Annotated in this window: 18 protein-coding genes; 10 read left to right on the top strand and 8 right to left on the bottom strand. The window is 72.7% G+C overall.

The features are described from left to right. Positions 1–4 precede the first annotated feature (4 nt). Positions 5–1,036 (top strand): non-homologous end-joining DNA ligase, encoded by a 1,032-nt coding sequence (gene ligD / locus ACGGZK_RS14595; RefSeq protein WP_395243354.1) that lies wholly within the window; start codon positions 5–7, stop codon positions 1,034–1,036. A gap of 6 nt (positions 1,037–1,042) precedes the next feature. Here the strand turns inward: ligD and ACGGZK_RS14590 are convergent, their stop codons facing one another. The 3 genes from ACGGZK_RS14590 to ACGGZK_RS14580 all read right to left on the bottom strand — a co-directional run bounded on the left by ACGGZK_RS14590 (position 1,043) and on the right by ACGGZK_RS14580 (position 2,802). Continuing rightward, a complete protein-coding gene (locus tag ACGGZK_RS14590) occupies positions 1,043–1,645 on the bottom strand; it encodes a GTP pyrophosphokinase family protein (RefSeq protein ID WP_395246096.1) in 603 nt (200 codons plus the stop codon). Positions 1,646–1,879: 234 nt separating this feature from the next. Continuing rightward, a complete protein-coding gene (locus ACGGZK_RS14585; RefSeq protein WP_395243353.1) occupies positions 1,880–2,296 on the bottom strand; it encodes a YchJ family protein in 417 nt (138 codons plus the stop codon). Between the two features lie 143 nt (positions 2,297–2,439). Continuing rightward, complete coding sequence (locus tag ACGGZK_RS14580) at positions 2,440–2,802, bottom strand: hypothetical protein (protein ID WP_395243352.1); 363 nt, start codon at positions 2,800–2,802, stop codon at positions 2,440–2,442. A gap of 227 nt (positions 2,803–3,029) precedes the next feature. Here ACGGZK_RS14580 and ACGGZK_RS14575 point away from each other — a divergent pair, with 227 nt between their 5' ends. Further along, entirely contained in the window at positions 3,030–3,305 is a 276-nt protein-coding gene (locus tag ACGGZK_RS14575; RefSeq protein ID WP_395243351.1) for a hypothetical protein, read from the top strand. Between the two features lie 16 nt (positions 3,306–3,321). Here the strand turns inward: ACGGZK_RS14575 and ACGGZK_RS14570 are convergent, their stop codons facing one another. The 3 genes from ACGGZK_RS14570 to ACGGZK_RS14560 all read right to left on the bottom strand — a co-directional run bounded on the left by ACGGZK_RS14570 (position 3,322) and on the right by ACGGZK_RS14560 (position 4,755). Then, on the bottom strand, positions 3,322–4,023 hold the full coding sequence (locus ACGGZK_RS14570) for an NAD(P)H-hydrate epimerase (RefSeq protein ID WP_395243350.1): 702 nt from the start codon (positions 4,021–4,023) through the stop codon (positions 3,322–3,324). Position 4,024: 1 nt separating this feature from the next. Beyond that, positions 4,025–4,318: a GNAT family N-acetyltransferase gene (locus ACGGZK_RS14565; protein ID WP_395243349.1), complete on the bottom strand. Its 294-nt coding sequence runs from the start codon at positions 4,316–4,318 to the stop codon at positions 4,025–4,027. A 65-nt stretch (positions 4,319–4,383) separates the two neighbouring features. Further along, entirely contained in the window at positions 4,384–4,755 is a 372-nt protein-coding gene (locus tag ACGGZK_RS14560) for an RNA-binding S4 domain-containing protein (RefSeq protein WP_395243348.1), read from the bottom strand. Positions 4,756–4,822: 67 nt separating this feature from the next. Here ACGGZK_RS14560 and ACGGZK_RS14555 point away from each other — a divergent pair, with 67 nt between their 5' ends. Continuing rightward, positions 4,823–5,272 (top strand): NUDIX domain-containing protein, encoded by a 450-nt coding sequence (locus tag ACGGZK_RS14555; protein ID WP_395243347.1) that lies wholly within the window; start codon positions 4,823–4,825, stop codon positions 5,270–5,272. A gap of 13 nt (positions 5,273–5,285) precedes the next feature. On the opposite strand, the gene ACGGZK_RS14550 is transcribed toward ACGGZK_RS14555, so the two are convergent. Then, a complete protein-coding gene (locus ACGGZK_RS14550; protein WP_395243346.1) occupies positions 5,286–6,116 on the bottom strand; it encodes a DUF1295 domain-containing protein in 831 nt (276 codons plus the stop codon). A gap of 33 nt (positions 6,117–6,149) precedes the next feature. Between ACGGZK_RS14550 and ACGGZK_RS14545 the strand changes: the two genes are divergently transcribed. From ACGGZK_RS14545 to ACGGZK_RS14530, 4 genes are all read left to right on the top strand, one after another. Continuing rightward, a complete protein-coding gene (locus tag ACGGZK_RS14545; RefSeq protein WP_395243345.1) occupies positions 6,150–6,761 on the top strand; it encodes a CDP-alcohol phosphatidyltransferase family protein in 612 nt (203 codons plus the stop codon). 116 nt (positions 6,762–6,877) lie between these two features. Further along, a complete protein-coding gene (locus tag ACGGZK_RS14540; RefSeq protein WP_395246095.1) occupies positions 6,878–7,291 on the top strand; it encodes an FHA domain-containing protein in 414 nt (137 codons plus the stop codon). Continuing rightward, on the top strand, positions 7,291–7,980 hold the full coding sequence (locus ACGGZK_RS14535) for a MerR family transcriptional regulator (RefSeq protein ID WP_395243344.1): 690 nt from the start codon (positions 7,291–7,293) through the stop codon (positions 7,978–7,980). The genes ACGGZK_RS14540 and ACGGZK_RS14535 overlap by 1 nt, the downstream gene beginning before the upstream one ends. Positions 7,981–8,089: 109 nt before the next feature. Beyond that, entirely contained in the window at positions 8,090–8,644 is a 555-nt protein-coding gene (locus ACGGZK_RS14530; protein WP_395243343.1) for a MerR family transcriptional regulator, read from the top strand. Positions 8,645–8,819: 175 nt separating this feature from the next. Here the strand turns inward: ACGGZK_RS14530 and ACGGZK_RS14525 are convergent, their stop codons facing one another. Beyond that, positions 8,820–9,674: a ParA family protein gene (locus ACGGZK_RS14525; protein ID WP_395243342.1), complete on the bottom strand. Its 855-nt coding sequence runs from the start codon at positions 9,672–9,674 to the stop codon at positions 8,820–8,822. A 78-nt stretch (positions 9,675–9,752) separates the two neighbouring features. Here ACGGZK_RS14525 and ACGGZK_RS14520 point away from each other — a divergent pair, with 78 nt between their 5' ends. From ACGGZK_RS14520 to ACGGZK_RS14510, 3 genes are read left to right on the top strand one after another with little or no spacing between them, the layout of a single operon-like run. Next, positions 9,753–13,157, top strand: a complete 3,405-nt coding sequence (locus ACGGZK_RS14520) for a pyruvate carboxylase (RefSeq protein ID WP_395243341.1) — start codon at positions 9,753–9,755, stop codon at positions 13,155–13,157. Positions 13,158–13,194: 37 nt separating this feature from the next. Then, positions 13,195–14,541: a MinD/ParA family protein gene (locus ACGGZK_RS14515; RefSeq protein WP_395243340.1), complete on the top strand. Its 1,347-nt coding sequence runs from the start codon at positions 13,195–13,197 to the stop codon at positions 14,539–14,541. Between the two features lie 11 nt (positions 14,542–14,552). Then, positions 14,553–15,044, top strand: a complete 492-nt coding sequence (locus ACGGZK_RS14510) for a peptide deformylase (RefSeq protein WP_395243339.1) — start codon at positions 14,553–14,555, stop codon at positions 15,042–15,044. Positions 15,045–15,136 lie beyond the last annotated feature (92 nt).

Raw genomic sequence — 15,136 nt, 5'->3', positions numbered from 1 at the left:
GCTCATGGCCGCCGACGCAGCGACGCTCACCGTCCCAGGACCGCAGGGCGAACGCTCCGTGCGGATCTCCAGCCCGACCCGGGTGCTCTGGCCAGAGGCCGGCATCACCAAGCTCGACCTCGCGGAGTACCTCATCGCCGTCGGCGACGCGTTCGTCGCGGCGAACGGCGACCGGCCGGTGTCGCTGCAGCGGTTCCCCGGCGGGGTCGACGGGGAGCAGTTCTTCTCGAAGAACCCGCCGAAGGGCGCGCCCGAGTGGATCCGCGCCGTGACGGTCACCTACCCCAGCGGGCGGTCGCACCCGCAGCTCGTGATCGACGAGCCCGCCGCCGCCGTGTGGGCGGCCCAGATGAACACGATCGTGTTCCACCCGTGGGCGTCGCGCGCCGAGGCATCCGACCTGCCCGACCAGCTGCGCATCGACCTCGACCCGCAGCCGGGCACCGGCTTCGCCGAGGCCGTGCCCGCCGCACTCGCGCTCCGGGACCTCCTCGTCGAGGTCGGCCTCACCCCGTTCGTGAAGACCTCGGGCAATCGGGGCATCCACGTGTACGCGCCGATCGAGCCCGAGCACGAGTTCCTCGACGTGCGGCACGCCGTGATCGCGGTGGCCCGCGAACTCGAGCGGCGGATGCCCGAGCAGGTGACGACCGCGTGGTGGAAGGAGGAGCGCGGCGACCGCGTGTTCGTCGACTTCAACCAGGCGAATCGCGACCGCACGATGGCCGGGGCGTACAGTGCCCGCGCGCTGCCGTGGGCGTCGGTGTCGTGCCCGATCGAGTGGTCGGAGGTGGAGTCGGTCGATCCGCGCGACCTGACCGTGCGCACCGTGCCCGCCCGGCTCGCCGAGCGCGGCGACGCGTGGGCGCGCATGGCCGACCATCGCGGCCGCATCGAGACGCTGCTCGGCTGGTGGGAACGCGACCTCGCCGACGGCCTCGGCGAGCTGCCGTTCCCGCCCGACTTCCCGAAGATGCCCGGCGAACCGCCGCGCGTGCAGCCGTCGCGCAAGAACGCGGCGAACTGGGAGGAGTGACGGCGCTCAGACGCGACGGGTCGCGCCGCCGGGCGTCCGGTGCCGGATCTCCCGGTGCAGCCGCTCCATGCGGGCGTCGAGCTCGGCGGCCGTCACCGCGGCGTCGGTGAGCTCGTCGAGGAGTTCCTGCGGTACGCGGCGGTCGTACTTGTAGTAGATCTTGTGCTCGAGGCTGGCCCAGAAGTCCATCGCGATGGTGCGGAACTGCACCTCGACGGGCACGTGATGGGTGCCCGTGGAGAGGAACACGGGCACCTCGACGACGACGTGCAGGCTCTGGTACCCGTTCGCCTTCGGCTCGGCGATGTAGTCCTTCACCTTGAGCACGCGCAGGTCGGCCTGCCGGGTGAGCAGGTCGAACACCCGGTGGACGTCCGAGACGAAGCTGCACGTCACGCGCACGCCCGCGATGTCGGTGATCGTCTCGCGGATGGTGTCGAAGGAGGGCTCGAGGCCCTTGCGCCGGAGCTTGTCGATGACGCCGTCGAGGGTCTTCAACCGGCTCGAGACGTGCTCGATCGGGTTGTACGCGTGGTCGCGGGCGAACTCCTCGCGGAGGATCGAGACCTTCGTGACGACCTCGTCCATCCCGAACTTGTACCGCTGCATGAACCGGTCGGCCTCATCGCGCAGGGCGACGATCTCGGCGAGGCTCTGGCCGTCCAGGGTCTCGAGCGCGAGCTTGGCGCGGTCGGTGAGGATGGGGGCGGCGTCGCCGACCGCCGGGGCCGGAAGTCCGTCGAGCGGGGTCACGCGCTCCACGCTATGGCGCGAACCTCTGCATTCCCTTTGACCCGGGGTGCCGAATCGACCGAGGCGCCGGGCGCCGAGCGGCGCCGCGGGTCAGTCGACGTCGCCGTCGACGTACGCCCACCGACGATCGACCCGCACGAAGCGGCTGACCTCGTGGAGGCGCCCCCGCACGCCGTCGGCGTCCCGCCATGCGGCGACGAACTCGACGGTGCCGTCGGCGTCGAACGGCCCGCCGCGCTCGGCGGCGAGCACGTGCAGCGATCGCCACTCGAGCCCCGGGTCGAGGTCCAGGTCGTCGGGTCGGGTCGACGGATGCCACGTCGCGAGCAGGTACGCCGCATCGCCGACGGCGAACGCGGTGTACCTGGAGCGCATCAGCTGCACGGCGGTGGGTGCCGCGGCGCCGTCGAGGAGGGGCCCGCAGCAGGCGCCGAACGCGTCGCCGCTGCCGCAGGGGCAGCGGTCGTCCGGGTCGGGTCGGACGCCGGTGGAAGGGGAGTCGGGCACCCCTCGAGTATGCCCGCCGCCGGAATGCGCTTGCACGACTTGCACAGGTTGAACTGAGGATCTGTCCAGTTTCACGGGGCAGCATGGCTCCCCGTGCCTCCGGCTCGGAGAGGCGCCAGCCCCCCGACCCCCTTCCGAGCACATCACATCATGCGCCTTTCCAGCTCCTCCAAGCCCGAAACCAGCCAGATCGACACCACTGCCGCAGGCTCCGCCGCCGGTGGGACCACCCGCCGGGGCATCCGCCGCCGCCGGATCGGCCGTCGCAACCTCGTCGTCGCCGGCGCGGTCGCCGCGGGCGCCCTCCTCGTCGGCACCGGCTTCACCATCCAGAACGCCGCCGCGACGCAGGAGCGCATCGACGCCACCGCCGCGGTGACCCAGGCCACCGGCCTCCACTCCGACCAGCTCGCCGCGTACTCGACGGTCGCCGCCGCGAAGGCCATCGGCCAGGCGAAGGACACGCTCACCGTCGCCGCCGACACGCTCGCCGCGGTCGACGGCAAGGTCGACTCCTCGGGGCTCGCCGCGTCCGTCGCGTCGCTCGGCGAGTACCAGAACCCTCCCGATCGACGAGGTCCGCGACCTCACCCGCCAGACCCGCGCCGAGTCCGACAAGGCGCTCCAGGCCGCCGACGCCTACGACCGCGCCCAGGCCGAGCAGGCCGCTGCCGCCGCCGCCGCGCTGGCGGCCGCGAACACCCGCGACGGCGCCCGCGCGACGGCCGCCTCGATGGCCGCGTCGAAGTACGGTTGGGGATCCGACCAGTTCCAGTGCCTCGACAAGCTCTGGCAGAAGGAGTCGGGCTGGAACTACCAGGCCTACAACGCCTCGAGCGGCGCGACGGGCATCCCGCAGTCGCTGCCCGGCAGCAAGATGGCCACCGCCGGCGCCGACTGGCAGACCAACGCCGCCACCCAGATCTCGTGGGGCCTCGACTACATCGCACGCGGCTACGGCACCCCGTGCTCGGCGTGGTCGCACTCGCAGTCGATGAACTGGTACTGAGCGACCGCTCGGCGCGTCAGGCCCGCTCGACGAGCGGCGTCATCGTCGCCAGCTCGGGCCCGAGCCCGAGGTCGACCAGCTCGAGCCGGCCCGCGTAGTCCGCGGCCGGCTCGAGCAGCAGGCCGGCCTTCACGGCGCCGAACGTGACCGTGAGATCGGCCCGCAGCACCGTCGGGTCCGGTACGGTCCCGTCGTCGGGGTGGATGCCGCTCGGCAGGTCGACGGCCACCACGAGCGGCGTGCCGTGGATTCGGCGGGCCGGTGCGATCGCCGCGTCGACCGCCGCCACGATCTCGCGCGCACGGCCGCGCAGCGCCGGATCGCGGCTGGTGCCGGTACCGAGCAGCCCGTCGACGACGAGCGCGGCCTCGCTCGCGAGGGCGGCGGCGCCCCGCACATCGAGGTCGGCAGGCAGGATGCGCACGCCCGCGCCGGCCGCGGCCGCCGACCCCGCGGGATGGATGCGCTCACCGGCCGGCACGGCCACGATCGCGACCTCGGCCCGGGCGAGGGTCGCCGCCGCGAACAGCGCGTCGCCGCCGTTGTCGCCCGGCCCGATGAGCGCGACGACCGGGCCGCCCGGCGAACCGATGCGGTCGAGTTCGCCGGCGATCGCGTCGGCCAGTGCGGCCGCCGCCCGCAGCATCAGCGGCTCGCCGGCGGCCAGGTGCGGCGCTTCGGCCGCCCGCACCTGCGCCGCCGAGTAGCCGGCGACCACCTCAGGCCGTCCGCGGGTCGAGCAGGTGCGCGTGCTCGGGGTGGCGGTCGAACCATTCGCCGACGTACCAGCAGCTCGGCACGATCGTGAGGGAGGTCGTCCGCGCGACGTCGTCGACCGCGAAGGCGACCACCTCGCCCGCCAGGCCCGCGCCGCGATACGGCGGGTTGGTGAACGTGCGGCTGAACGAGACGGTGTCGCCGAGCACCCGGTAGTCGAGCACGCTGGCGATCTGCCCGTTCACCCGCAGCACGTAGCGGCGGGCGTCCGGTTCGTGGCTGAGCTCCTTCTTCACCCGGCTCAGGCTACGCCGTCGCCGGGGAGTGTGGGACGGAGGTCCCGGCGCGCCGGGAGCACGGGTCAGCGGCCGCGGAGCCGCTCGAGGTCGCGCCGCTCGCGCTTCGTCGGTCGTCCGGCACCGCGGTCGCGCACGACCACGGCGGGCACCGCCTCCCGCGGCGGCGGGGCCGGGGTGCGGTCCTCGGCGGCGGTCGCGGCGACCGTGGCCGACACCCGCTTCACGATCGTGCGCCGCACGATGAGCTGCCGGTCGAACCCGGCGACCCGGACGCGCACCTCGTCGCCGGGCCGGACGGGCTGCGCCGCCTTGGCCCGTTCGCCGTTCACGCGCACGTGGCCGGCGCGGCACGCCGCGGTCGCGGCCGAGCGGGTCTTGAACTGCCGCACCGCCCAGAGCCAGGCGTCGATGCGAGCCGGTGCGTCGTCGGACATGCCGGAAAGCCTACGCGCGATGACGGGGCAGGGGTCCCCGGCGGCCCGGGTGCGTCATGCTGGAGGGGTGAGCGGTGCGAGCGGTGACGGCTGGGTGGACGGGCCCGACGGGTCGAGGTACTGGGGGCGCTACGGCGCCGCGGGCCTGCTCGCGCTGAGCCCCGACGGCGAGGTCCTGCTCCAGCACCGCGCGGAGTGGAGCCACTTCGGGGGCACCTGGGGGCTGCCGGGCGGCGCCCGCCACGAGCACGAGACGGCGGTCGACGCCGCGCTCCGGGAGGCGAACGAGGAGGCCGGCGTTCCGGGCGGCTCGATCGCGTTCCGATTCAGCGAGGTGCTCGACCTCGGCTACTGGAGCTACACCACCGTGGTCGCCGACGCGCTCGAGCGGTTCGAGCCGGTGCTCGCCGACCGCGAGAGCATCGAGCTGCGCTGGATCCCGATCGACGAGGTCGCCGGGTACCCGCTGCACCCGCGCTTCGCGGAGGCGTGGCCCGGCCTGCGCTCCCGCCTCTGAGCGCGGCCCGGCCTCAGGCGGGCGACTGCCCGGCCACCGGTTCGTCGCGTCGACCCGGGAACCACGGCACGAGCGCCGACGTGCGGCGGCGGTACTCGTCGTACTCCGGGTACCTCGAGCGCGAGATCGACTCGGTGAAGACCGTCGACCCGACGAACAGCAGGGTGAGCAGCACCGCGCCGGCGATCGTCCAGTGCAGCCACACGCCGGTCGCGGCGATCGCGAAGCCGTAGAACACCCACCACTGCGCCTGTTCGAAGAAGAAGTTCGGATGGCGGGAGACCCGGAACAGGCCGGTCTGGAGGAACCCCGGATCGGGCGTGCGTCCGGCGGCGCGCTCCCGGGCCTTCCACTGGTGGAACGTCCACTGCTGCTGGTCGGCGATCGTCTCGCCCGCGAGGAACCCGAGGAACAGCACGGCGAGGAGCAGGTCCCACCCGCCGAGCGGACGGTCGTCGGCGGAGGCCGTCAGCGCCGGCAGGCAGAACGCGAGGATGAGGGCGTTCTGGTAGATCGAGATGAACCCGAGGTTGAAGAGCGCGAAGGCGGGGCGGGGCATCCGCGCGCGCAGCACCGCCCAACGGTAGTCCTCGCCGCCGGGCCGGTAGCCGCCCTTGCGTGCGAAGTTGAGGGTGAGTCGGATGCCCCATGCCGTCACCAGCAGCCCCATGAGCACGAGCCGGGGCGTGAAGCCGCCTCCGGCGGCGAGGATCCACACGTAGGCGATCGGCGCGATCGACCAGATGCGGTCGACCCAGGAGTACTCGTGGGTGAGCACGGAGGCCAGCCAGGTGGCGGCGGTGATCGCCGCGCAGAGGATCAGACACGCGAGGAGGGGGTCCATGGGCGGGATTCTACGGCTCGGTAGGATCGTCGCGTGGGCGGATCGGACCGCGGCGAGGTCAGCCGCAGGGTGTGGACGATCCCGAACGCGCTCAGCATGCTCCGGCTGGCGCTGGTGCCCGTCTTCCTGCTGCTGCTCGTCGCGCGCGACTACGTGTCGGCGCTGGTCGTGCTCGTCGTCGCGAGCCTGACCGACCTGCTCGACGGCTTCCTGGCCCGGAGGCTCGGCCAGGTCACACGCCTCGGCCAGCTCCTCGACCCGGCCGCCGATCGCCTCTACATCTTCGCGGCGCTCGTCGGACTCGCCGCCGGGGGGCTCGTGCCGTGGTGGATCGTGATCGTCGTCGTGGCTCGCGACGTCTTCCTCGCGATCCTCGGCATCGTGCTCGCGAACCACGGCTACGGTCCGCTGCCCGTGCACCAGCTCGGCAAGGTGGCCACCTTCGCGCTGTTCTTCGGACTGCCCGTGATCATGCTCGGGCTCGCGTTCCCGGCGGTCGAGCCGATCAGCGAGCCGGTCGGCTGGGCGATCACGCTGTGGGGCGCGTTCCTGTACTGGTGGGCGGGCATCATCTACGCCATCGAGACGTCTCGTGCCATCCGCGTCCCGCGGGTGGCGGGGGACGCGCGATCCGATACGCTGTAGCAGGGAGGTGAGCCGTGGCGGATTCCGACTTCACCGAAGCGGCAGGGACCGGTGCGACGGGCGACCAGTCGAACGGGTTCGGCTCGAGCGAGGCATCGAGCGCCAACGACACGACCATCGGCTTCAGCCGTGAGGCGGCGGCGGCGCTGAGCGCGGTCGACGGCGACATCTCGGCCGAGGAGCATGAGGCCATCGCGGCGCTCCCCTCGGGTTCGGCGCTGCTGATCGTGCGTCGTGGGCCGAACACGGGTGCCCGGTTCCTGCTCGACACGGATGTCACGACCGTCGGGCGCCATCCCGACGCCGACATCTTCCTCGACGACGTCACGGTCTCGCGCAAGCATGCGGAGTTCGTGCGGCACCGCACGGCCTTCGAGGTGAAGGACCTCAGTTCGCTGAACGGCACCTACTTCGACGGGGTGCGCATCGAGACGGCACTGCTGTCCGACGGTGCCGAGGTGCAGATCGGCAAGTTCCGCCTCACGTTCTACGCGTCGCGACGCGATCTCGCGTCCCCGGCGGGCGGATAGTGGCGGGCGCCGCCGCCCCTCGTCCCTCCGGGGCACCGGCGCCGCTGCTCGGCATCGGTCAGGTGCTCGGGCGACTCCAGCCCGAGTTCCCCGAACTGACTCCGTCCAAGCTCCGCTTCCTCGAGGAGCAGGGCCTGGTCTCCCCGGCGCGCACCGCCGCGGGATACCGCAAGTTCTCCGAGTCCGACGTGGAGCGGATCGAGTTCGTGCTGGCGATGCAGCGCGACCACTACCTGCCGCTCAAGGTGATCCGCGCGCACCTCGACGAGATCGACGCCGGCCGCACGCCCGCGCTGCCCGGAGCCACCGTCGCCGCGTCGCGCCCGGCGCCGACCCGGCTGCGGCGCGACGAGCTGCTCCGTGAGACCGGCGCCGCAGGTCCCCTCCTCGACGAGGCGGTGTCGGTGGGGCTGATCGCCCCGGCCGAGCATCACGGCGACGACGCGGTGGCGGTCATGCGGGCCGTCGTCGCGCTCCGCGCGGCGGGTATCGAACCCCGGCACCTCCGGGGCATCCGGATCGCGGCGGAGCGCGAAGCGGCGCTCATCGAGCAGGCGATCGCCCCTTCGCGGCGGCCCGACGCCGCCGATCGCGCGCGCGCCGCGGAACGAGCCCTGGAACTCGCGCGACACCTCGAGACGCTGCAGCGCGAAGCCCTCCGGCTCGCGCTCGGGCGGGCGTCGCGGTGACCGCCCGCGACACGCCGTGACGTTCGGAGCGATGTGCTTGGAAGCCGGCCCGGGGGTCGGTAGCGTGGAACCTGCGTCCACGACGGCGCTGGACTGAGGGGCGGGATCGATGACTGAGCTCGAGCGGAGCGAACGCACACGCTACGACCTCGGCCTCCTCTTCACCGACGGGCTCCCCGAGCACGAAGAGGGGACCGGGTATCGCGGTGCGATCGCGGCACGAGCCGCGGGCATCAGCTACCGCCAACTCGACTACTGGGCCCGCACCGAGCTGGTCGAACCCACGGTCCGCGGGGCCGCCGGTTCCGGCTCCCAGCGCCTCTACGGATTCCGCGACATCCTCGTCCTGAAGCTCGTCAAGCGCCTCCTCGACACCGGCATCTCGCTCCAGCAGATCCGCGCCGCCGTCGACCAGCTGCGCGAGGCGGGCGTCGAGGACCTCGCCCAGACCACGCTGATGAGCGACGGGGCGAGCGTCTACCTGTGCACGTCCGACGACGAGGTCATCGACCTCGTGAACCGCGGCCAGGGCGTGTTCGGCATCGCCGTCGGCAAGGTGCTGCGCGAGGTCGAGTCGACGCTGGTCGAGTTCGACGCGCAGCCGGCCGACCCGGTCGACGAGCTCGCAGCCCGCCGGTCGACCCGGTCGCGCAAGATCTCCTGACTCCGGGTTCGGCCCGAGTTCCGGCTCGAACCGCCTTCGCACGCGCCCGGCGCGCCGACGAGGCATCCGCGCAGGCGAGGCATCCACGCCCGCCGATCCCCGGATCGAGGCATCCGCTCGCACCCGCCGTGTCGCGCCCTTCGTCCGGGCCGACGCGAGATCCGGCGGATCCCGCTCAGATGACGTGCGGCTCGATCTCCGCGTACCCGCCCTGGGTGGGCGCCGGCGCATTGGCGAACTCGCCGATGCGACCCGTGCGCAGCACGCGCTCGAGGAGCTGGTCGAAGTGCGCCGACATCTCCTCGGCGCTCTCGCCGGGCCACATGTGGAGCGGCTTCGCCGCGCCCTGCGCCTGCTGCAGCGAGGTGCGCTCGGGCAGCTGCGGCGACAGCACGAGCGGTCCGAACATGTCGCGGAGCTCCTTGATGCGGAACTGGTGCTCGAGCGACTGCACGCGGGCGCGGTTCACGATGATGCCGAGCGGCTGGAGCCGGGGGGAGAGGCCGCGGCGGATCTCCTCGATCGCGCGGAGCGCGCGGTCGGCGGCGGCGACCGAGAACAGGCCCGGCTCGGTGACGACGGCGACGCGGTCGCTCGCCGCCCACGCGGTGCGCGTGAGGGCGTTCAGCGACGGGGCGCAGTCGATGAGGACGAGCTCGTAGTCGTGCTCGACGTTGGCGAGCGCCTCCTCGAGCTTCCAGATGTCGCGGATCGACGGGTGCGGACCGTCGAAGTTGATCGCGGCTGGGCTGCCGATCATGACGTCGATCGTCGACTGCGGGTTGGAGCGCGCCCACCCGCTGGGGGCGATCGCCGACCGGACGATGCGCTCCTTCGGCGAGGCGAGCACGTCGGCCACGTTGAGGTGGCCGGCGACCTGGATGTCCATGCCGGTGGAGACGTCGGACTGCGGGTCGAGGTCGACGACGAGGGTACGGACGCCGCGGGCGAACGCCGCCGACGCCATGCCGAGCGTGACGGTCGTCTTGCCCACGCCGCCCTTCAGGGAGCTGACGGAGAGAACGTGCACGAGGGGATACGTTACCGTTGTTGCTTGGTCGATACCTAAATGTTCGCTGTGCGGAGACCCTGCCCCCGAAAGGCCTCAATGTTCGAGAAGATCCTGGTCGCCAACCGCGGAGAGATCGCCATCCGGGCGTTCCGAGCCGCTGTCGAACTCGGCGCGAAGACCGTGGCCGTCTACCCATACGAGGACCGCAACTCCCTCCATCGCCTGAAGGCCGACGAGGCGTACCAGATCGGCGAGCCGGGGCATCCGGTGCGGGCCTACCTCGACGTCTCGGAGATCATCCGCGTCGCGCAGGAGGCGGGCGCCGACGCGATCTACCCCGGGTACGGCTTCCTCTCGGAGAACCCCGAGCTGGCCGAGGCGGCCGAGGCCGCGGGCATCACCTTCATCGGGCCGCCGAAGCGCGTGCTCGAGATGGCGGGCAACAAGGTCACGGCGAAGGAGCAGGCGATCGCGGCCGGCGTGCCCGTGCTGAAGTCGACGCCGCCGTCGCGCGACATCGAGGCGCTCCTGGCCGGCGCCGAGGAGATCGGCTTCCCGATCTTCGCGAAGGCGGTCGCCGGCGGCGGCGGGCGCGGCATGCGCCGCGTGAACACGCTCGAGGAGCTGCGCCCGGCCCTCGAGGAGGCCATGCGCGAGGCCGACAGCGCGTTCGGCGACCCGACGATGTTCCTGGAGCAGGCCGTGCTGCGGCCGCGCCACATCGAGGTCCAGGTGCTGGCGGATGCCTCGGGCGAGACGGTGCACCTCTTCGAGCGCGACTGCTCGGTGCAGCGCCGCCACCAGAAGGTCATCGAGATCGCGCCGGCCCCGAACCTGTCGGACGACATCCGCCGGTCGCTGTACCGCGACGCCATCGCCTTCGCGAAGTCCATCGGCTACGTGAACGCGGGCACGGTCGAGTTCCTGCTCGACACCGCCGGCGAGCGGGCCGGCGAGCACGTGTTCATCGAGATGAACCCGCGCATCCAGGTCGAGCACACCGTCACCGAGGAGGTGACCGACGTCGACCTCGTGGTGTCGCAGATGCGCATCGCGGCGGGGGAGACCCTCGAGGACCTCGGCCTCCGCCAGGACCAGATCCGCCTGCGCGGCGCGGCGCTGCAGTGCCGCATCACCACCGAGGACCCGACGGCGGGCTTCCGGCCCGACACGGGGCGCATCACGACGTACCGTTCGCCCGGCGGCGCCGGCATCCGCCTCGACGGCGGCACCGTCGACCCCGGGTCGCGGATCAGCCCGCACTTCGACTCGATGCTCGCGAAGCTGACCTGCCGCGGGCGCGACCACGTCGCCGCGGTGGCCCGCGCGAAGCGCGCCCTCGCGGAGTTCCGCATCCGCGGCGTCTCCACGAACATCCCCTTCCTGCAGGCCGTGCTCGAGGACCCGGCGTTCGTCGCCGGCGACCTCAGCACCTCGTTCATCGAGGAGCGGCCCGAACTGCTCCGCGGCCGCGTCTCGAAGGACCGCGGCACGAAGATCCTGAACTGGCTCGCCGACGTCACCGTGAACCAGCCGAACGGCGTCGCGCCGACGACGGTGAGCCCGGTCGACAAGCTGCCCGCGCTCGACCTCGCGGTGCCCGCACCGGAGGGTTCGCGCCAGCGCCTGCTGGAGCTCGGCCCGACCGGCTTCGCCGCCGCGCTCCGCGCGCAGGAGCCGCTCGCGGTCACCGACACGACCTTCCGCGACGCGCACCAGTCGCTGCTCGCCACCCGCGTGCGCACCCGCGACCTCGTCGCGGTGGCCCCGTACGTCGCCCGGCTCACGCCCGGCCTCCTCTCGGTCGAGGCGTGGGGCGGTGCGACCTACGACGTCGCGCTCCGCTTCCTCGGGGAGGACCCGTGGGACCGCCTCGCGGCCCTCCGCGAGGCGCTGCCGAACATCAACATCCAGATGCTGCTGCGCGGTCGCAACACCGTCGGGTACACGCCGTACCCGACCGAGGTCACCGATGCGTTCGTCCGGGAGGCCGCGGCGACCGGCGTCGACGTGTTCCGCATCTTCGACGCCCTGAACGACGTCTCGCAGATGCGCCCGGCGATCGACTCGGTGCTCGCCACCGGGCACGCGGTCGCCGAGGTCGCGCTCTGCTACACCGGCGACTTGCTGGACCCGGCGGAAGACCTCTACACGCTGGACTACTACCTGCGACTCGCCGACCAGGTCGTGTCGGCGGGCGCGCACGTGCTCGCCATCAAGGACATGGCCGGGCTCCTGCGCCCGACCGCGGCCGAGAAGCTGGTCGCGGCGCTCCGCGAGCGCTTCGACCTGCCGGTGCACCTGCACACGCACGACACCGCCGGCGGGCAGCTGGCGACCCTCCTGGCCGCGAGCCGGGCCGGGGTCGACGCGGTCGACGTCGCGAGCGCGCCGATGGCGGGCACCACCAGCCAGCCGTCGGCGTCGGCGCTCGTCGCCGCCCTGGCGCACACCGACCGCGACACCGGGATCTCGCTCCAGGCGGTCTCCGACCTCGAGCCGTACTGGGAGGCCGTGCGCCGCCTGTACGCGCCGTTCGAGTCGGGCGTCCCCGGCCCCACCGGCCGGGTGTACCACCACGAGATCCCCGGCGGCCAGCTGTCGAACCTCCGCCAGCAGGCGATCGCCCTCGGCCTCGCCGACGACTTCGAGCGCATCGAGGACCTCTACGCGGCGGCCGACTCGATCCTCGGCCGCGTGCCGAAGGTGACCCCGTCGTCGAAGGTGGTGGGCGACCTCGCGCTGCACCTGGCGGCCGTCAAGGCCGACCCGGCCGACTTCGAGGCGAACCCGGAGCGCTACGACATCCCCGACTCCGTGGTCGGGTTCATGGCGGGCGAGCTCGGCGACCTGCCGGGCGGCTGGCCGGAGCCCTTCCGCTCGAAGGTGCTGGCGGGGCGCGAGGTGCGCACCGGCGTGAACGAACTCACCCCCGACGAGCGGGAGGCGCTCGAGGGCGACAGCGCCACGCGCCGGTCGACCCTGAACTCGCTGCTCTTCCCGGCCCCGACCCGCCAGTTCGAGCAGATCCGCGAACTCTTCGGCGACCTGTCGGTCGTCGACACGGCCGACTACCTGTACGGGCTCCGCCCCGGCGCCGAGCACGTCATCCAGATCGCCAAGGGCGTCCGCCTGCACGCGGGCCTCGAGGCGATCGGCGAGGCCGATGAGAAGGGCATGCGCACCGTCATGACCACCCTCAACGGGCAGCTGCGGCCGGTGTTCGTCCGCGACCGCTCGATCGTGGTCGAGACGCGCGCGGCGGAGAAGGCGGATGCCTCGCAGCCCGGCCAGGTGCCCGCGCCGTTCTCCGGCGTGGTGACCCTGCAGGTCGAGGTCGGCGACGAGGTCGCACCCGGCCAGGCCGTCGCGACGATCGAGGCGATGAAGATGGAGGCGGCGATCACCTCGCCCGTCGCCGGCGTCGTCGAGCGCGTCGCGGTGCCGAAGACGCAGCAGGTCGAGGCCGGGGACCTGCTCGTGGTCGTGCGTCCGCGCTAGGCTGATGCATCGATTCCGCTGAAGAGAGGGGGGCTCGGTGGCTGAGCAGTCAGGGCAGGGGAGTCGTGCGAGCGGGGGCTCGGGCCGGCGCACGGGAACGTCGACCGGCGGTGCCGCGGCACTGCCGGAGAGCCTGAACGTCCGCGTCGACCTGCCGCCCGCACCGGTGCGCGAGGTTCCCGACGACGAGGTGGCGGTCGCCATCGACGACGTCGCGGTCGACCCCGTCGGCGTCGGGTCGGGCGGTCCCATCACGCGGTCGATCGAGGTCGTGGCGAGCGGCGGCGGGTACGTCGGCTCGGCCCGTCGCGACGCCGGACCGTACAGTGCGTTGATCGCCGCCGATGCGGCACCGACGCGCCGTGACGTGCGTCGCGCGGATACGGGCGCCACGCCGGTGATCGCCGAGGTGGCGACCGTCGACGGGCCCGCCGAGGCGCCGGAGACGAGCGAGTCGCTGACGGCCGACCGCCTGATCGACCTCAATCGCACGACGCGGCCCGCGCCGCAGGGCGGCTTCAACCGCTTCCTGTACGAGGCGACGCTCCATCTCGTGAACCGGGGCGACTCGGCGAAGGTGCTCGCCCACCGGGCGATGAACGAGCGCATCGGCCGCCGCTTCGAGGGGAGCGCCCGGTTCGTGCCCGTGCTCACGCGCAAGGGCGGCGTCGGCAAGACCACGGTCACGACGCTGCTCGGCATGGCCCTCGCCGACGCCCGCGACGACCGCGTGATCGCCATCGACGCGAACCCCGACCGCGGCACGCTGGCGGAGCGCGTCGACCGCCAGACGCGTGAGACGGTGCGCGACGTCGTCGCGAAGGCCGGCACCATCGGCGGCTACACCGACTTCTCGGGCTTCGTCTCGCGCGACGAGACCCGCCTCGACATCCTCGCGTCCGACACCGACCCGCACCTGTCCGAGGCGTTCGACTCGGAGGACTACGAGGTCGTCGCCGCCCTGGCGGCGCAGTACTACTCGATCGTGCTGACCGACTGCGGCACGGGCATCGTGCACTCGGTCATGCGCGCGACGATCGAACGCGCCGACTCGATCGTGATCGTCTCGGGCGGCAGCGTCGACGAGGCGCGGCTGGCCTCCGAGACGCTGACGTGGCTCGAGGCGAACGGGTACGGCGACCTCGTGCGCAACGCCGTCGTCGCGATCAACCTCGCGACGCAGGGCACGCACCTGGTGAAGGTCGACGAGATCGAGGCCCACTTCGCGTCGCGCGTGCGCGAGATCGTGCGCATCCCCTACGACCCCCAACTCGCGGCCGGGTCCGTGGTGCGCTGGACCGCGTTGCGCCAGGTCACCCGCGACGCCGCCCGCGAACTCGCCGCGCTCGTGGTCGAGGGCCTGCCCGTCGAGCGCGAGCACTGATCGGAGCACCATTGCCGGAACGTCCCATTCGCCTGTTCGGCGACCCTGTCCTGAAGTCCGCCTCCCTGCCCGTCGGTGACATCGACGAGGGCGTCCGCGGCCTCGTGGCCGATCTCGTCGACAGCGTGCGCATCCCCGGCCGTGCCGGCGTCGCCGCGCCGCAGATCGGCGTCGGCCTGCGGGTGTTCAGCTACAACGTCGACGGGGATGTCGGGTACGTCATCAACCCCGAACTGGTCGAGGTGCGCGGCGAGCCCGCGAAGATCGACGAGGGATGCCTCTCGGTGCCCGGGCAGTGGCACAAGACGCCGCGCTATCCGTACGCGCGCGTGCGCGGGCGCGACCTCGAGGGCAACGAGGTCGAGCTGAGCGGCGAGGGACTCATGGCCCAGGCGCTCCAGCACGAGTGCGACCACCTCGACGGCATCGTCTACCTCGACCGGCTCGAGAAGGACGAGCGCCGCGTCGCGATGCGCCAGGTGCGAGAGTCCGACTGGTTCTGACCGGGCTGGACCCGGGCGTCCGACCGGACGCGATCGGGCCGGGAACGGCCGAAGCCCCGCAGCCGACGGCTGCGGGGCTTCGACGTCGGTGC

Source organism: Agromyces sp. MMS24-K17, assembly GCF_043950245.1.
Lineage (GTDB): Bacteria > Actinomycetota > Actinomycetes > Actinomycetales > Microbacteriaceae > Agromyces.
Note: the sequence above shows the minus strand (reverse complement) of the source record. Positions and strands in the feature narration are given on the sequence as shown.

Coding starts and splice junctions, on each gene's coding strand:
- ligD (WP_395243354.1), top strand. CDS start 5: ATGGCCGCCGACGCAGCGACGCTCACCGTCCCAGGACCGCAGGGCGAA.
- ACGGZK_RS14550 (WP_395243346.1), bottom strand. CDS start 6,116: ATGGACCCCCTCCTCGCGTGTCTGATCCTCTGCGCGGCGATCACCGCC.
- ACGGZK_RS14560 (WP_395243348.1), bottom strand. CDS start 4,755: ATGTCCGACGACGCACCGGCTCGCATCGACGCCTGGCTCTGGGCGGTG.
- ACGGZK_RS14530 (WP_395243343.1), top strand. CDS start 8,090: ATGACTGAGCTCGAGCGGAGCGAACGCACACGCTACGACCTCGGCCTC.
- ACGGZK_RS14590 (WP_395246096.1), bottom strand. CDS start 1,645: ATGCAGCGGTACAAGTTCGGGATGGACGAGGTCGTCACGAAGGTCTCG.
- ACGGZK_RS14575 (WP_395243351.1), top strand. CDS start 3,030: ATGGCCGCGTCGAAGTACGGTTGGGGATCCGACCAGTTCCAGTGCCTC.
- ACGGZK_RS14520 (WP_395243341.1), top strand. CDS start 9,753: ATGTTCGAGAAGATCCTGGTCGCCAACCGCGGAGAGATCGCCATCCGG.